Source organism: Variovorax cryoconiti (assembly GCF_051216395.1).
In the GTDB taxonomy this organism is placed as follows: Bacteria; Pseudomonadota; Gammaproteobacteria; order Burkholderiales; family Burkholderiaceae_C; genus Variovorax.
The window spans coordinates 646,906-662,824 of the sequence record NZ_JBPJZI010000002.1 but is presented as its reverse complement, the minus strand read 5'-3'; the positions used below and the strand labels follow the sequence as shown (position 1 = coordinate 662,824).

Below are 15,919 nucleotides of genomic sequence, written 5' to 3'. Positions count from 1 at the left end.
CTGAAAAGCCGTCGGCCACGCTGCAGTTTTAGGAGGCTACCGGGCAGGGGCGGTCGATAGAATCGATCGCAATGCCCCTGGTCCTTCTCGTTGCACTCCCCTTCATCGCCAGCGTGCTGGCAGCCCTGCTGCCTTCGAACGCCCGCAACCGGGAGTCGACGCTGGCGGGGCTGGTCGCGCTGGGCTGCGCGATCGGCGCGGCGCTGCACTTCCCCGATCTTGCGAACGGCAACGTGATCCGCCAGCAGGTCGAATGGCTGCCCGCCCTCGGCCTCGACCTGGTCTTCCGCCTGGACGGCTTCGCCTGGCTGTTCTGCATGCTGGTGCTGGGCATCGGCGCGCTGGTGGTGCTGTACGCGCGCTACTACATGTCGGCGTCCGACCCGGTACCGCGCTTCTTCTCGTTCTTCCTCGCCTTCATGGGCTCGATGATGGGCGTGGTGCTCTCGGGCAACATCGTCCAGATGGTGCTGTTCTGGGAGCTCACCAGCCTGTTCTCCTTCCTGCTGATCGGCTACTGGCACCACCGGCGCGACGCGCGGCGCGGTGCGCGCATGGCGCTCACGGTGACCGGCATGGGCGGCCTGTGCCTGCTGGCCGGCGTGCTGGTGCTGGGCCGCATCGTCGGCAGCTATGAGCTCGACGTGGTGCTCGCCTCCGGCGAACTGATCCGCAACCACCCGCTCTACACCACCGTGCTGGTGCTGGTGCTGCTCGGTGCTTTCACCAAGAGCGCGCAGTTCCCCTTCCACTTCTGGCTGCCGCGCGCCATGGCCGCGCCGACCCCCGTGTCGGCCTACCTGCACTCGGCCACCATGGTGAAGCTCGGCGTCTTCCTCATGGCCCGGCTGTGGCCGGTGCTGTCGGGCACCGAGCAATGGTTCTGGCTGGTCGGCGGTGCCGGCGCCATCACCCTGCTGCTGGGCGGTTTCGCGGCGATGTTCCAGCGCGACCTGAAGGCGCTGCTGGCCTACTCGACCATCTCGCACTTGGGGCTCATCACGCTGCTGCTGGGGCTCAACAGCCCGCTGGCGGCCGTGGCCGCGGTGTTCCACGTCATGAACCACGCGACCTTCAAGGCCTCGCTCTTCATGGCGGCCGGCATCATCGACCACGAGACCGGCACGCGCGACATCCGCAAGCTCAGCGGCCTGATGAAGCTGATGCCGATCACCGGCACGCTGGCCATCATCGCCAGCGCGTCGATGGCCGGCGTACCGCTGCTCAACGGCTTCCTGTCGAAGGAGATGTTCTTCGCCGAAACGGTCTTCATCCAGTCGACGCCGTGGGTCGACTTCAGCCTGCCCGTCATCGCCACCCTCGCCGGCGTCTTCAGCGTGGCCTATTCGGCGCGCTTCGTGTTCGACGTCTTCTTCGGCCCGCCCTGCGGCGACGCGGTGCCCAAGCAGCCCCACGAGCCGCCGCACTGGATGCGCGTGCCGGTCGAGCTGCTGGTGCTGATCTGCCTGGTGGTGGGCGTGGCGCCGGCCTGGTCGGTCGGCCCGCTGCTGGCGGCTGCCGCGCTGCCGGTGGTCGGTGGCGTACTGCCCGACTACAGCCTGGCGGTGTGGCACGGCTTCAACCTGCCGCTGGTGATGAGCTTCGTGGCGCTGGCGGGTGGCGCCGTGCTGTACCTGGCGCAGCGTCGCGGCCGCGCGCGAGGTCGCCTCGACTACACGCCCGTGCTGCACCGCTTCGACGGCCAGCGCATCTTCGAGAACCTGCTCGCGCGCCTGAGCGAAGCGGGCCGGCGCAGCCGCCGCCTTTTCGGCACGCGCCGCCTGCAGACGCAACTGCTGCTGCTGGTGCTCGTGGCGGTGGCCGGGGCCACAGCCTCCCTGTGGCTCACGCCCGGCGGTCGCGGCACGCGCGAGCTGCTGCCCTTCTCGCCGATGTTCGCGATGACCTGGATCATCGGCATGGGCTGCGCGCTGGCGGCCGCCTGGCAAGCCAAGTTCCACCGGCTCGCATCGCTGATGCTCGCCGCTGCGGCCGGCCTGGTCTGCTGCATCACCTACATCTGGTTCTCGGCCCCCGACCTGGCGCTCACGCAGCTCGTGGTCGAGGCGGTGACCACCGTGCTCATGCTGCTCGGCCTGCGCTGGCTGCCGATGCGCAGCAAGGCCGCGGTGCAGCCCGCCTCGGCGCGGCTGCGCCCGTGGGGCCGCCGCGGACGTGACCTGCTGGTGGCCGCCACCGCCGGCACCGGCATGGCGGCGCTGGCCTGGACGATGATGACGCGCGAGTTTCCTCAGAGCATCTCGCCCTTCTTCCTCGACAACGCGCTGAGCCTGGGCGGCGGCACCAACGTGGTCAACGTCATGCTGGTCGACTTCCGCGGCTTCGACACCTTCGGCGAGATCACCGTGCTCGGCGTGGTCGCGCTCACCGTGTACGCGCTGCTGCGCCGCTTCCGCCCGGCCATCGAATCGATGGCACTGCCGACGCAGCAGCGTCTGCAGACCGACGACGGCAGCAGCGACCTGATCAACCCGCGCCGCGCCAAGGACAGCGCCATCGGTTACCTGATGGTGCCCGCCGTGCTGGTGCGCCTGCTGCTGCCGCTGTCGGTGCTGGTCGCGGTCTACTTCTTCATGCGCGGCCACAACGCGCCGGGCGGCGGCTTCGTCGCCGGGCTGGTGATGTCGGTCGCGCTGGTGCTGCAGTTCATCGTGTCGGGCACCGAATGGGTCGAGGAGCACCTGCGCATCTACCCGCGCCGCTGGATCGCCATCGGCCTGCTGCTCGCGCTGGCCACCGGTGGCGGCTCGGTGGCGCTGGGCTATCCCTTCATGACGACCCACACCGCCCACCTGCACCTGCCGCTGCTCGGCGAGCTCCATGTGCCGAGCGCGCTCTTCTTCGACATGGGCGTGTTCTCGCTGGTGCTCGGCGCAACGATGCTCATCCTCACGGCGCTGGCCCATCAGTCGGTGCGCAGCCACCGCTGGGCCGACGAACAGGCCGAACGCGAAGCCGCCGAGGCCGATGCCACGCCGACCGCGAAGGGCGCTGCCTGATGGAAGCCGTGCTCGCCATCGCCATCGGCGTGCTCACCGGCTCGGGCGTGTACCTGCTGCTGCGTCCACGCACCTTCCAGGTCATCATGGGCCTGACGCTGATCTCCTACGCCGTCAACCTGTTCATCTTCAGCATGGGCCGGCTGAAGGTCGACAGCGAGCCGGTGCTGATCGCCGGCGTGGCCTCCACGCTGGCGAACACGGCCGACCCGATGCCGCAGGCGCTGGTGCTCACCGCCATCGTCATCGGCTTCGCGATGACCGCGCTGTTCCTGGTCGTGATGCTGGCCTCGCGCGGCCTGAGCGGCACCGACCACGTCGACGGCGAAGAGCGCGCCCGGGAGGCCGGCGAATGACCGAGTTCCTCCGCCTGCTCGACCGCTTCCTCGAGTTCAGCATGCCGCACCTGGTGGCGGTGCCGATCCTGGTGCCGATGCTGACGGCCGCGCTGATGCTGCTGCTCGACGAGAAGCGCCGCCGCATCAAGTCGGCGTTGAGCGTGGTCTCCGGCCTGATCGGCCTGCTGGTCGCGCTGGCGCTGCTGCGCTGGGTCAATGCCGCCGACACCGGCAGCGGCCCCGGCTCCATCGGCGTGTACCTTGCGGGCAACTGGCGCGCGCCCTTCGGCATCGTGCTGGTGGCCGACCGGCTCTCGACCATGATGGTCGCGCTCACCGGCGTGGTCGCCTTCGCCGCGTCGATCTACTCCACCTCACGCTGGGACCGCGCCGGCGTGCACTTCCACCCGATGCTGCAGTTGCAGCTGATGGGGCTCAACGGTGCCTTCCTCACCGGCGACCTGTTCAACCTCTTCGTCTTCTTCGAGGTCATGCTCGCCGCGTCGTACGGGCTGCTGCTGCACGGCTCGGGGCGGCTGCGCGTGTCGGCCGGCCTGCACTACATCGCGATCAACCTGGCGGCCTCGTCGCTGTTCCTGATCGGCGCGGCGCTGCTCTACGGCGTGACCGGCACGCTCAACATGGCCGACCTGGGCGTGCGCATCGCCCAGCTCGACGCGGGCGACCGCGGCCTGGTGCACGCGGCCGCCGCCATCCTCGCGACCGCCTTCTTCGCCAAGGCCGGCGCCTGGCCGCTCAACTTCTGGCTGGTGCCGGCCTACAGCGCCGCGGTGTCGCCGGTGAGCGCGGTGTTCGCGCTGCTCACCAAGCTGGGCCTCTACACCGTGCTGCGGCTCTGGACGGTGCTGTTCGCACCCGACACCGGCGACTCCGCGCAGTTCGGCCACGACGTGCTGGTCGGCATCGGGCTGGCCACGCTCTGCGTCGGCGCGCTCGGCATCGTCGGCACCCAGCGGCTGTCCAACCTCGCCGGCTTCAGCGTGCTGGTGTCGGCCGGCACGCTGCTGGCGGCGGTGGGGCTGGGGCAGCCTGCCATCTGGGCCGGCGCGCTGTACTACCTGCTGAGCTCCACGCTCGCGATCAGCGCCTTCTTCCTGCTGATCGACATGATCGAGCGCTGGCGCAACGCGGGCGCGAGCATCGCGCCGCACGAGGCCGCCGACAACGCGCCCTTCCTGTCGGAAGACCTGACGGCGCACAACGACGTGAACCTCGACGACGAACAGCAGGCGCTTTACGGCCGCGCCATTCCGGCCGGTGTGGCCTTTCTCGGGCTGGGCTTCATCGGCTGCACGCTGCTGCTGGCCGGCTTGCCGCCGCTGTCGGGCTTCGTCGGCAAGTTCGCGATGCTGTCGGGCCTGCTCGACGCCCCGGTCGTGAGCCGCTCGAGCTGGCTCTTCCTCGGCCTGCTGCTGGCTTCGGGCTTCATGACCTTGGTGGCGCTGAGCCGCACCGGCATCCGCCACTTCTGGACCCAGCCGCTGAGCGCGATGCCGAGCCTGCGCGCGATGGAAGTGCTGCCGGTGGCGGCGCTGCTGGCGGCGTCGGTCGCGCTCACCATCGAGGCCGGCCCCGTGATGCAGCATGCGAGCGCCACGGCCGACGGCCTGTTCGCGCCCCAGGCCTACCGCGACGCCGTGGCCGGCGCACGGCAGGTGCCCAACCCCTCGCCGAACCAACCCAAGGGAGTCACGCCCTGATGCGCCGAATCCTTCCGTCGCCGCCGCTGTCGCTGGCGCTGTTCGTCGTCTGGCTGTTGCTGAACCAGTCGCTGCATGTCGCAACGATGGTGTTCGCCGCCATCCTCGCGGTCGTCGTCCCGCTCATCACCCAGGGCCTGCGGCCCGCGGCGGTGCGGATGCGCCGGCCCGGCGTGGCGCTGCGCCTGACCGGCACGGTACTGCGCGACCTGCTGCATTCCGCGCTGACCGTCGGTCGCGCGCTGCTCACCCGTCGCACGCCGCAGATTCGCAGCGCCTTCGTCGAGATGCCGCTGACCCTGCGTGACCCGAACGCGCTGGCCGTGCTCGCCATGATCTTCTGCCTGGCGCCCGGCACCGCCTGGGGCGAGGTGTCGCTCGACCGCAGCACGCTGCTGCTCCATGTGTTCGACCTGGAAGACGAGGCCGCCTTCATCGAGATGGTCCGCACGCGCTACGAGCGCCCGCTGATGGAGATCTTCGAATCATGACGCCCGTCCTCTTCTGGGCCCTCAAAGGCGCCCTCTTCCTGCTGGCCGTGGCGATGCTGTGCGCCGTCTGGCGGCTGCTGATCGGCCCGACCGCGCAGGACCGCGTGATGGCGCTGGACTGCCTCTACATCAACGGCATGCTGATGATGCTGGTGCTGGGCATCAACTACGCGAGCAACGTGTACTTCGAGGCGGCGATGCTGATCGCGCTGTTCGGCTTCGTGGGGTCGACCGCGCTGGCGAAGTTCCTGCTGCGCGGCGAGGTGATCGAATGACGGGAGATGGCGAATGAACATCGTGCCCGACTTCATCATCGGACCGTTGCCGCTGTGGGCCGAGATCCTCACGGGCCTGTTCGCGGTGCTCGGCGCGGCCTTCGCCGCCGTCGGCTCCTTCGGGCTGGTGCGCCTGCCGACCTTCTTCCACCGCATCCACGCGCCCACGCTGGGCGCCACGGCCGGCGTGTGGTGCCTGACCATCGCGACCATCGTCTACTTCTCGGTGCAGGGCTACAACCTGTTCCTGCACGCCGTGCTGATCGCGCTGTTCGTCGCGCTGACCGCGCCGGTCACCACCATCTTCCTGATGCGGGCCGCGCTGTTCCGCGAACGCCAGAAGGGTGGCGACGTGCCGCCGACCACCGACCGCGGGGACTGAGTTCGCCCCGCCGGAGCGTCAGTTGTTGGCCAGCTCCATGAAGTCGGTCGGCGCGAAGTTGGTGTCGCGCCAGGCATGGCTGCGCGCATGGCGCTCGCTGGCGCTCAGGCGCAGGCGGGCCAGGTCGGCGCGCACCTCTTCCAGCGTGCGCATCTTGCGGATCGGCGCCTGCGCCGGTTCAGCCGGCGATACCTGCATCGCGACGACGGGCTGAGGTGCCACCGGCCTCACGCTCGAACGCGCTGGCGCGGCGTCGCGGGCAGGCCGGCTGAACAATTGACGGATCGAGCGGAGAATGAAGAGAGCGTCCATAGGTCATGCGCGGCTGAGAGTGTCAGACGATTGTTAATCGCCACCCTTTGAAGTCAAAGGAATTACAGCGGCCGCCCATGGAAGATTCGCGTACTTTTGCGCACAAAGGGCGACTTCGGCCTGCGTGAGGACTTCAAGGTACCGTCGCGGCCTCCAGCCGGTCGAGCCACAGCATCGCCGCGCCCCGCGAGTTGCCGCACATCTCCGCCGAAGGCTGCAGCCCGCCGCAGCAGGCCGGGCGCTCCGGGCGCCCGAAGATGGCGCAGCGCTGGTCGGCCATCAGCTGGACGCAGGGCACGCCGGCCGGCTTGCCCTGCGGCATGCCCGGAATGGCGCTGCTGATGGAGGGTGCGGTGCAGCAGGCGCCGCAGCCGGGGCGGCAGTCCATGCGTGCTCAGCCCAGCGCTTCGTGCAGCGTCTTGGCGTTCGCCACGGCGGTCTCCCGCGGCAGCGCCACCGCGTTCTTCACCGCCAGGATCTCCGCCATGACGCTCACCGCGATCTCGGGCGGCGTCTTGCTGCCGATGTAGATGCCGATCGGCCCGCGCAGGCGCGCCAGCGATTCGGCCGTCTGGTCGAAGTGCTCGACCATGCGCGCGCGCCGGGCCTCGGCGTTGCGGCGCGAACCGATCGCGCCGACATAGAAGGCGTCGGTCGCCAGTGCTTCGAGCAGCGCGAGGTCGTCGAGCTTCGGGTCGTGCGTGAGCGCGACCACGCAGCTGCGGCGGTCGGGCCGGAAGGCGGTCACCGCGTCGTCGGGCATCTTGGTGGTCACGGTCACGCCGGGCACGGCCCAGGCGCTGCGGTACTCGACCCGCGGGTCGCACAGCGTGACGGCGAAGCCGCTGAACTTGGCCATGGTCGCGAGGTACTCGGCCAGTTGGCCAGCACCGATCAGCAGCATGCGGTACTCGGGGCCGAAGGTGTTGACCAGCTGGCGCTCGTCGACGCTGAGCGCTGCGGGCGACGAGGCCTCGGCCAGCATCACGCGGCCGTCGGCGAGCGACACGGTGCGTTGCATCAGGCGGCCTTGCTCCAGCGACGCGACCAGTGCTTCGAGCGACGACGGCTCGGGGTCGTATTCCAGCAGCAGCTCGAGCGTGCCGCCGCACGGCAGCCCGAAGCGATGCGCCTCGTCGGCCGTGATGCCGTACTTGACCAGCGCCGGCGCGCCACCCGCGGGCATCGGCTCGGTGGCGCCGTGCAGCCGGCTGTAGCGCGCGATCAGGTCGTCCTCGATGCAGCCGCCGGACACCGACCCGACGACCGCGCCGTCTTCGGCCAGCGCCATGATCGAGCCGACCGGCCGCGGTGACGAGCCCCAGGTGCGCACCACGGTCGTGAGCAGCGCGCGGCGGCCGGCGAGCCGCCAGTCGCGCAGGGTGCGCAGCACCATGACGTCGAGGTTTTCCATGGTCTCTTCCTCAGCCCGCGTCCGATTCCTTCTTGCCGCCCAGTCCCATCTTCTGCATGAAGCCGGCGACCGCGCCTTTCTTCTCTTCGGCCACCGCCTCGCCTTCGGCCGGCGCGGGGCCGTAGCGGCGCTGCATCTCGGCGTCGAAGCGCTTGAAGAAGTCGTCGGCCGTGGACTTGGCCGCGCCGTCGATCAGCCGCTGGCCCAGTTGCGCGATCTTGCCGCCGACCTGCGCCTGCACCGTGTAGTCGAGCTCGCAGCCCTCGGCGCCGTCGGCCGCGGGCTTGAGCGTCACGCTCGACGCGCCCTTGGCGAAACCCGCCACCCCGCCCTGCCCTTCGAAGCTCAGCTTGTAGCCGTCCGGCGGCGTGATGTCCGTCAGCGTGACCTTGCCGGTGAACTTGGCCGATACGGGACCGACCTTGACGGCCGCCGCGACCGTGTACTGGTTGTCGCCGGTCAGCTCGAACTTGTCGCAGCCGGGGATGCACTTCTTGAGCGTCTCGGGGTCGTTGAGCGCGTCCCACGCCTGTTGCTGCGTGACGCCGAGACGGCGGTTGCCGAGCATTTCCATGGTGTTCTTCCTTCTTGTCGTGATCGGGGGGCAGCGGCTCAACGGCCGGCACGCATCAGCGCCGCCAGGCTCGTGGCCAACTGGCCGAGCGCGCTGAGATTGTGGACCGCCAGCATCGCATCTGCATGGCGGTGCAGCATGGCCGCACCGCGTGCAAGGGGAGCGTAGCCGTCGAAGCGCAGCAGCGGGTTGAGCCACAGCACGCGGCGCGCATGGCGCTTGAGCCACTGCAGTTCCTGGTCGAGCACGGCCGGCTCGCCGGTGTCGAGCCCGTCGCTGATGACCAGCACCAGCGTGCGGCGGCCGGTCAGGCGCCGTGCATGCGCGCGCCGCAGTTGCGCCAGCGAATCGCCCAGGCGCGTGCCGCCGGCGAAGTCGTCGATGGCCGCGCTGGCGCTCGCCAGCATCTCGTCGGTGTCGGCCAGGCGAAAGGCCGGCGTCAGGTCGGTCAGGCGCGTGCCGAAAGCGAACACGTCGCGCCGGCCGGCCCGTCGCGTGGCCGCGTGCAGGAAGGCGAGCAGCAGGCGCGCGTAGCGTTCCATCGAACCCGACACGTCGATCAGCACCAGCAGCGGCAAGGGCTGCGCGCGACGTGCCAGCCGGGGCAGGCGCAGCATCTCGCCGCCGGTGCGCGCCGCCTCGTGCAGCACGCCCGGCCAGTGCATGCGCGCGTGCGTGCCGGCGCCGGCCGCCACGCGCAGGCGCCGCGACGCCACGGTCGGCACCGGCAGCGCGATGTCGCGCGCCAGGCGTTCGACCAGTCGGTACTCCGCAGCGCCGAGCGCGTTGAAGTCGGCGTGGTGCAGGCGCTGCAGGTCGCTGGCGGTCATGGCCGCGTCGAACTCGACCTCGCGATCGCCCTGAGCGGGCTGCTCGGCCTCGCGCGGTGCGGCCAGCGCCTCGCGCACCCGCGGGCGGCGCTTCGAGGGCTCCATCTTTCCTTCGGCGCTCGGCAGCATCTGCGCAAGCATCTTGTTGGCGAGTTCCGGGTCGCGGAACCAGGCGTCGAAGAGTTCGCGGAAGACCAACCGGTCCTGCTCGCGGCTGACCATCACGGCTTCCATCGCCGCGCAGAGGTCGTCGCGCGCATCGACGCCGACCAGCACGGCCGCCTCTGTCGCGAGCGCGATGCGCGCTGCATCGGTGGCCACGCCGGCGCGGCGCAGCGCGCGACCGAAGCCGGCGATGTTGCCGGCCATCTTGCCGCGACGCGCGTCGCCCAGCTGTTCCATGGCGTCGCGGCGCAGGCGCTCAGGCGCCCGCGTCTTCCGGTTGCAGCAACTCGGCAGCGAGCGTCTGCGTGACCGCGGCCACGTCGTCGCGCTGCTTGAACAGGATGCCGGCGGTGTCGACCACCACTTCGGGGTCGAGCACCAGCGCATCGAGCGCGACCAGCGCCCGCGCCCACTCCACGCTCTCCGCGATGCCGGGCGCGCGCTGGAAGGCACTGGCGAACGGCGCGCTGCGCAGCCGGCCGACGAAATCGGCCACCTGCTTGGACAACGCGTCGCCGGCCTCGGGCACCTGCGCGCGCACGATGGCGAGCTCGCGCTCCCGCTCGGGGTAGTCGAGCCAGTGGTAGAGGCAGCGGCGCTTGACCGCATCGTTGAGTTCGCGCGTGCGATTGCTGGTGAGGATGGTCACCGGCGGCACCGCCGCCGTGATGGTGCCGAGTTCGGGGATGCTCACCTGGTACTCGCCCAGGTACTCGAGCAGGAAGGCCTCGAAGGGCTCGTCGGCGCGGTCGACCTCGTCGATCAGCAGCACAGCGCCCGGCGCGGGCGTCTGCAGTGCTTGGAGCAGGGGTCGGCGGATCAGGTAGCGGGGTTGGTAGACCTCGGACTCGATGTCGCTCGACGCACCGTGCGCTTCCGCGGCACGCATGTGCAGCAGCTGCGCCGCGTAGTTCCATTCGTAGAGCGCCTCGCGCTGCTCCAGGCCGTCGTAGCACTGCAGGCGCAGCAGCTCACGTTGCAGCGCTGTCGATAGCGCCTTGGCCAGCTCGGTCTTGCCCACGCCGGGCTCACCTTCGAGCAGCAGCGGGCGCTGCAGCTTGAGCGCCAGGAAGACCGCGGTGGCGAGGCGCCGGTCGGCGAAGTACCCGGCCTGCTGCAGGCCGGCGGCGACCGCGTCGATGCTGGAGAAGATCACCCGTGCATCAACCCAGCGCGGCGCGGACGGCACGTTGCGTGAGCACGCTGATCAGGTTGGCGCGGTACGGCGCCGACGCGTGCAGGTCGCTGTTGAGATCGCTCGCATCGATCGGCACCGCGGCGGCGGCCTCGGGCGTGAAGCTCTGGTTGAGCGCGTCTTCCAGCCCGGTGTGGCGGAACACGCCGTTGCCGGCGCCGGTGATGGCCACGCGCACGCCCGCGTCGTACTGCGCGACGAACACGCCCACCAACGGGAAGTGCGACGCCTTCTGGCGAAGCTTCTCGTAGTGCGCGCGCTTCGGCACGGGAAAGCGGATCGCGGTGATCAGCTCGCCCTCTTCCAGCGCGGTGGTGAACAGGCCGAGAAAGAAATCGTCGGCCGCGATCTCGCGCTTGTCGGTGACGACGGTCGCACCCGAAGCCAGCACGGCGGCCGGGTAGCAGGCGGCCGGGTCGTTGTTCGCAACTGAGCCACCAAGCGTGCCCATGGCGCGCACCTGCCGGTCGCCGATGCGCGAGGCGAGGTCGGCCAACGCGGGGTACGCAGACTTGACCGCGGCATCGTTCGCCACGGCGAGGTGGCGCGCCATCGCGCCGATGACGAGCGTGTCGCCGTCCTGCGTGATGCCGGCCAGCTCGGCGATGCCGCCGAGGTCGACCAGCTGTTCCGGCGCCGACAGCCGCAGCTTCATCGAGGCGAGCAACGTTTGCCCGCCAGCCAGCGGCTTGCCGCCGGCGGCGGCGAGCTTTGCGGCATCGGCCACGCTGGCCGGACGTTCGAGGGTGAAGGGATACATGGTGTGTTCCTGGATCAGGGAGTCAGACGGCCGGACGGCCCTGGGTGCTCGCGGCGAGCGATGGCGTCTGCGGTTGCTGCGTCGGCGTGGTGGCGCCCTTCTGCATCGCCTCCCACACACGGTGCGGCGACGCGGGCATGTCGAAGTCTTTCACGCCCAGCGGCGCCAGCGCATCGAGCACGGCGTTGATGACGGCCGGCGGCGAGCCGATGGCCCCCGCCTCGCCGCAGCCCTTGGAGCCGATCGGGTTGTGCGTGCAGGGTGTGCTCAGCGTGTCGAGCTTGAACATCGGGAAGTCTTCGGCGCGCGGCATGGCGTAGTCCATGAAGCTGCCGGTGAGCAGCTGCCCGGTCTCGTTGTCGTACACGCAGTTCTCCATCAGTGCCTGGCCGATGCCCTGCACGATGCCGCCGTGCACCTGACCCTCGACGATCATCGGATTGATGATGGTGCCGAAGTCGTCCACCGCCGTGAAGCGATCGATGGTGACTTCACCGGTCTGCTTGTCGATCTCGACCTCGCAGATGTAGGTGCCGGCCGGGTAGGTGAAGTTGGTCGGGTCGTAGAAGGCCGTCTCATTGAGGCCCGGCTCCAGCTTGTCCAGCGGGTAGTTGTGCGGCACGTAGGCCGTCAGCGCCACCTGGCCGAAGGGGATCTTCTTGTCGGTGCCCTTGACGGTGAACTCGCCGTTGGCGAACTCGATGTCGGCGTCGCTCGCCTCCATCAGGTGCGCCGCGATCTTCTTGGCCTTGGTCTCGATCTTGTCGAGCGCCTTCATGATCGCGGTGCCGCCGACCGACAGCGAGCGCGATCCGTATGTGCCCATGCCGAAGGGCACGCGGCCGGTGTCGCCGTGCACGATGTCGACGTTCTCGACCGGGATGCCCAGGCGCGCCGCCACCAGCTGCGCGAAGGTCGTCTCGTGCCCCTGGCCGTGGCTGTGCGAGCCGGTGAATACCGTCACGCTGCCGGTCGGGTGCACCCGCACCTCGCCCGCCTCGAACAGGCCGGCGCGGGCACCGAGCGCCCCCGCCACGTTCGACGGTGCGAGTCCGCAGGCCTCGATGTAGCTGGAGTAACCGATACCACGCAGCTTGCCGTTCTTCTCGCTCTCGGCCTTGCGTGCGGCGAAACCCGCGACCTCGCCAAGTTCGTTGGCACGGTCCAGCAAGGCCGGGAAGTTGCCCGTGTCGTACTGCAGCGCCACCGGCGTCTGGTACGGGAAGCTGGTGATCATGTTGCGGCGACGGATCTCGTCCTGCCCCAGGTTCAGTTCCCACGCGCAGCGCGACACCAGTCGCTCCAGCAGGTAGGTCGCTTCCGGCCGCCCGGCACCGCGGTAGGCATCGACCGGTGCGGTGTTGGTGAACCAGGCGTCGACCTCGACGTAGATCTGCGGCGTGGCGTACTGCCCGGCCAGCAAGGTCGCGTAGAGAATGGTCGGGATGGCCGTCGAGAAGGTCGACAGGTAGGCGCCGAGGTTGGCGTCGGTGTGCACGCGCAGGGCGAGAAACTTGCCTTGCGCGTCCATCGCCATCTCGGCGTGGCTCACATGGTCGCGGCCGTGCGCGTCCGACAGGAAGCACTCCGAGCGCTCGCCGGTCCACTTGATGCTGCGGTTGAGCTGCTTGGCGGCCCAGGTCAGGCACACGTCTTCGGCGTAAAGATAGATCTTGGAGCCGAAGCCACCGCCCACGTCGGGCGCGATGACGCGCACCTTGTGCTCGGGCAGGCCCAGCACGAAGGCCGTCATCAGCAGGCGTTCGACGTGCGGGTTCTGGTTCGATACGTAGAGCACGTACTCCTCGGTCGCGCGGCTGTAGTTGCCGATGGCCACACGCGGTTCGATCGGGTTCGGGATCAGCCGGTTGTTGACCAGGTCGAGCTTCGTCACATGTGCCGCATTCGCGAAGGCCGCGTCGACACCGGCCTTGTCGCCCAGCGTCCACTTGTAGCACTGGTTGTCGGGCGCTTCGTCGTGGATCACCACGCCGCTCTGCTTCTTCGCTGCGTCGGCCACGCTCACGACCGGCGTGTGCACGTCGTAGTCGACCACCACCGCCTCGGCGGCGTTCTTGGCCTGCTCGACCGTCTCGGCCACGACCATGGCGACGTGGTCGCCGACGTAGCGCACCTTCTTGATCGCGAGGATCGGGTGCAGCGGCTCCTTCATCGGCGTGCCGTCGGGGTTGTTGATGAGCCAGCCGCACGGCAGCCCGCCCATCTTCCCTTCGATGTCCTTGCCGCTGAAGACGCCGAGCACGCCCGGCATTTTGAGCGCTTCACTGGCATCGAACGACCGGATGGTCGCGTGGGCGTGCGGCGAGCGCACGAAGATGGCATGGCTCTGCGCGGCCATGGTCACGTCGTCGGTGTAGTTGCCGGCGCCGGTCAGGAAGCGGTAGTCCTCCTTGCGGCGGACCGCCTGGCCGATGTGGGGGAGATTGGCGAAATCGGATGCACCCATGGTGTGCTCCCGTTTCAGGCCGCGACCGGCTTGGAAGAAGCGGCCATGTCCTTGCCACCCAACTGCACCGCTTTCACGATGTTCTGGTAGCCGGTGCATCGGCACAGGTTGCCGTCGAGCAGCGCGCGGATCTCGGTCTCGCTCGAATTCGGGTGGTAGGTGCACAGGTCGATGGCGCTCATCACCATGCCCGGGGTGCAGAAGCCGCATTGCAGGCCGTGGCATTCCTTGAAGGCCGCCTGCATCGGGTGCATGGTGCCGTCGGGCTGGGCGACGCCCTCGATGGTCGTGATCTCGGCACCGGCCACCTGGCCGACCAGCACATTGCACGACTTGACGGCGCGGCCGTTGACGTGGACGGTGCAGGCGCCGCACTGCGCGGTGTCGCAGCCCACGTGGGTGCCGGTCAGGTGCAGATGCTCGCGGATCGCGTGCACGAGGAAGGTGTTGGGGGGAGCGTCGACCGTGGCCGCGCGGCCGTTGACGGTGAAAGAAACCTGCATGTGGCTGTCTCCGTGAAGGTGATGGCTGGAAAGCGCATGGCATCTTGGACGCCGGCCCGGACCGACATCCTAGGCAAAACCCTCGACGCTTGCAGCGCGCCCCGAAATTTTCGGCGCGGTGCGGTCTGCCCCGCGGCAGCGCCCGCCGTTATTCCTCGCTGGTCCACTCCACCTCGGCGCCCAGACTGCGCAGGTTCTCCACGAAGCCGGGGTGCGCCCGGCGGATGGGCGTCGCATTGCGGATCTCGGAACGCCCCTCGATGCTGGCCGCGACCATGAAGAGCGCGATGGCCACGCGGATGATGTACGGGCTCTCGACCACTGCCGGCGACAGCGGCATGCCGCCGAAGGTGACCAGCCGATGCGGGTCGGCCGAGAAGACATGAGCGCCGAACTTCGACAGCTCGCCGGTCCAGCCCAGCGCACCGTCGTAGACCTTGTTCCAGAACATCGCATTGCCTTCGGCCCGCACGCCGAGCGCAATGAAGATCGGCAGCAGGTCGACCGGGAAATACGGCCACGGCGCTGCCTCGACCTTGGTCAGCACGTTGGGGGTGAAGGGCGTCTGCACCTTCAGTGGGCCCGTACGGCGCGCGTTCGACCAGCCGTCCGCGTGCGTGATCTGGACGCCGAACTTGGCGAAGGTGCGGTCGATCAGCGGGAAGTTCTGCGGCGCGGTGTTGCGCACCACCACGTCGCCGCCGGTGATGGCACCCAGCGCGAGGAAGGTGGTGATCTCGTGGAAGTCCTCGTCGAAGCGGAATTCACCGCCGCACAGCGCGCTGCCGCCGTGCACGGTGAGGCGCGAGGTGCCGATGCCGTCGATGCGCACGCCGATCAGCGTCATGAAGCGGCAGAACTCCTGCACGTGCGGCTCGCAGGCCGCATTGGTCAGCGTCGACGTGCCCTCGGCGGTGGCAGCGCACAGCACGAAGTTCTCGGTGGTGGTGACCGACGCGTAGTCGAGCCAGTGGTCGGTCGCGCGCAGGCGGCCGGTGCAGCGCACCATCAGCGAGCCCTCGGCGCGTTCGACCTGGCCGCCGAAGTGGCGGAACACCTCGACGTGCGGATCGATCTCGCGCACGCCCAGCGTGCAGCCCTTGACGTTGTCCTCCAGCCGGGCGACGCCGAAGCGCGCGAGCAGCGGCGGCACCAGCATGATCGACGAGCGCATCTCTTCCGGCAGGCGGTGGCGCTCGGCATCGAAGCGGGTGGCGTGGTGGTGCAGGTCGAGCGTGCCGCTGGCGTGGTCCATCCGCACGTCGCTGCCGAGGGTGCGGAAGATCTCGAGGATCTTGCGCACATCGGTGATGTCGGGCACGCCCAGCAACCGCAGGGGCTCGCCGGTCAGCAGGGTGGCGCACAGAACGGGCAGCACCGCGTTCTTGTTGGCGGAAGGATCGATGCGGCCACGCAGCGGCAGGCCGCCGTGCACGATGAGATTGGACATGGAAGACGGAGCGCGCCGGGCG

General features: G+C 69.4%; 16 protein-coding genes. 6 read left to right on the top strand and 10 right to left on the bottom strand.

Annotated elements, in window-relative coordinates; translation table 11 throughout:
* Positions 1–71 precede the first annotated feature (71 nt).
* The 6 genes from ACSFA2_RS07850 to mnhG are packed head-to-tail and all read left to right on the top strand — an operon-like array spanning position 72 to position 6,227.
* Positions 72–3,020, top strand: coding sequence for a monovalent cation/H+ antiporter subunit A (locus tag ACSFA2_RS07850; protein ID WP_435454746.1), 2,949 nt, complete (start codon positions 72–74; stop codon positions 3,018–3,020).
* A complete protein-coding gene (locus tag ACSFA2_RS07845; protein WP_286648693.1) occupies positions 3,020–3,376 on the top strand; it encodes a Na+/H+ antiporter subunit C in 357 nt (118 codons plus the stop codon). The genes ACSFA2_RS07850 and ACSFA2_RS07845 overlap by 1 nt, the downstream gene beginning before the upstream one ends.
* Entirely contained in the window at positions 3,373–5,079 is a 1,707-nt protein-coding gene (locus ACSFA2_RS07840; protein ID WP_435454745.1) for a monovalent cation/H+ antiporter subunit D, read from the top strand. The genes ACSFA2_RS07845 and ACSFA2_RS07840 overlap by 4 nt, the downstream gene beginning before the upstream one ends.
* Positions 5,079–5,570 (top strand): Na+/H+ antiporter subunit E, encoded by a 492-nt coding sequence (locus ACSFA2_RS07835; RefSeq protein ID WP_435454744.1) that lies wholly within the window; start codon positions 5,079–5,081, stop codon positions 5,568–5,570. Before ACSFA2_RS07840 ends, ACSFA2_RS07835 begins: the two co-directional genes overlap by 1 nt.
* On the top strand, positions 5,567–5,845 hold the full coding sequence (locus ACSFA2_RS07830) for a K+/H+ antiporter subunit F (RefSeq protein ID WP_435454743.1): 279 nt from the start codon (positions 5,567–5,569) through the stop codon (positions 5,843–5,845). The genes ACSFA2_RS07835 and ACSFA2_RS07830 overlap by 4 nt, the downstream gene beginning before the upstream one ends.
* Before the next feature lie 22 nt (positions 5,846–5,867).
* Positions 5,868–6,227: a monovalent cation/H(+) antiporter subunit G gene (mnhG, locus tag ACSFA2_RS07825; RefSeq protein ID WP_435455001.1), complete on the top strand. Its 360-nt coding sequence runs from the start codon at positions 5,868–5,870 to the stop codon at positions 6,225–6,227.
* Positions 6,228–6,245: 18 nt separating this feature from the next.
* Here mnhG and ACSFA2_RS07820 read toward each other — a convergent pair whose 3' ends face one another.
* The 10 genes from ACSFA2_RS07820 to ACSFA2_RS07775 form a co-directional block, all read right to left on the bottom strand.
* On the bottom strand, positions 6,246–6,449 hold the full coding sequence (locus ACSFA2_RS07820) for a hypothetical protein (RefSeq protein ID WP_435454742.1): 204 nt from the start codon (positions 6,447–6,449) through the stop codon (positions 6,246–6,248).
* A 223-nt stretch (positions 6,450–6,672) separates the two neighbouring features.
* Positions 6,673–6,927: a YkgJ family cysteine cluster protein gene (locus ACSFA2_RS07815; RefSeq protein ID WP_435454741.1), complete on the bottom strand. Its 255-nt coding sequence runs from the start codon at positions 6,925–6,927 to the stop codon at positions 6,673–6,675.
* A gap of 6 nt (positions 6,928–6,933) precedes the next feature.
* On the bottom strand, positions 6,934–7,953 hold the full coding sequence (locus ACSFA2_RS07810; protein WP_435454740.1) for an XdhC family protein: 1,020 nt from the start codon (positions 7,951–7,953) through the stop codon (positions 6,934–6,936).
* A gap of 10 nt (positions 7,954–7,963) precedes the next feature.
* Positions 7,964–8,527: an SRPBCC family protein gene (locus ACSFA2_RS07805; protein WP_435454739.1), complete on the bottom strand. Its 564-nt coding sequence runs from the start codon at positions 8,525–8,527 to the stop codon at positions 7,964–7,966.
* A 38-nt stretch (positions 8,528–8,565) separates the two neighbouring features.
* Complete coding sequence (locus tag ACSFA2_RS07800; protein ID WP_435454738.1) at positions 8,566–9,759, bottom strand: vWA domain-containing protein; 1,194 nt, start codon at positions 9,757–9,759, stop codon at positions 8,566–8,568.
* 19 nt (positions 9,760–9,778) lie between these two features.
* On the bottom strand, positions 9,779–10,678 hold the full coding sequence (locus ACSFA2_RS07795) for an AAA family ATPase (RefSeq protein WP_435454737.1): 900 nt from the start codon (positions 10,676–10,678) through the stop codon (positions 9,779–9,781).
* Between the two features lie 7 nt (positions 10,679–10,685).
* Positions 10,686–11,477: an FAD binding domain-containing protein gene (locus ACSFA2_RS07790; protein ID WP_435454736.1), complete on the bottom strand. Its 792-nt coding sequence runs from the start codon at positions 11,475–11,477 to the stop codon at positions 10,686–10,688.
* A 22-nt stretch (positions 11,478–11,499) separates the two neighbouring features.
* Entirely contained in the window at positions 11,500–13,944 is a 2,445-nt protein-coding gene (locus ACSFA2_RS07785) for a xanthine dehydrogenase family protein molybdopterin-binding subunit (protein WP_435454735.1), read from the bottom strand.
* Positions 13,945–13,958: 14 nt separating this feature from the next.
* Positions 13,959–14,447, bottom strand: a complete 489-nt coding sequence (locus ACSFA2_RS07780) for a (2Fe-2S)-binding protein (RefSeq protein ID WP_435454734.1) — start codon at positions 14,445–14,447, stop codon at positions 13,959–13,961.
* Positions 14,448–14,595: 148 nt separating this feature from the next.
* A complete protein-coding gene (locus ACSFA2_RS07775) occupies positions 14,596–15,897 on the bottom strand; it encodes a UDP-N-acetylglucosamine 1-carboxyvinyltransferase (protein ID WP_435454733.1) in 1,302 nt (433 codons plus the stop codon).
* Positions 15,898–15,919 lie beyond the last annotated feature (22 nt).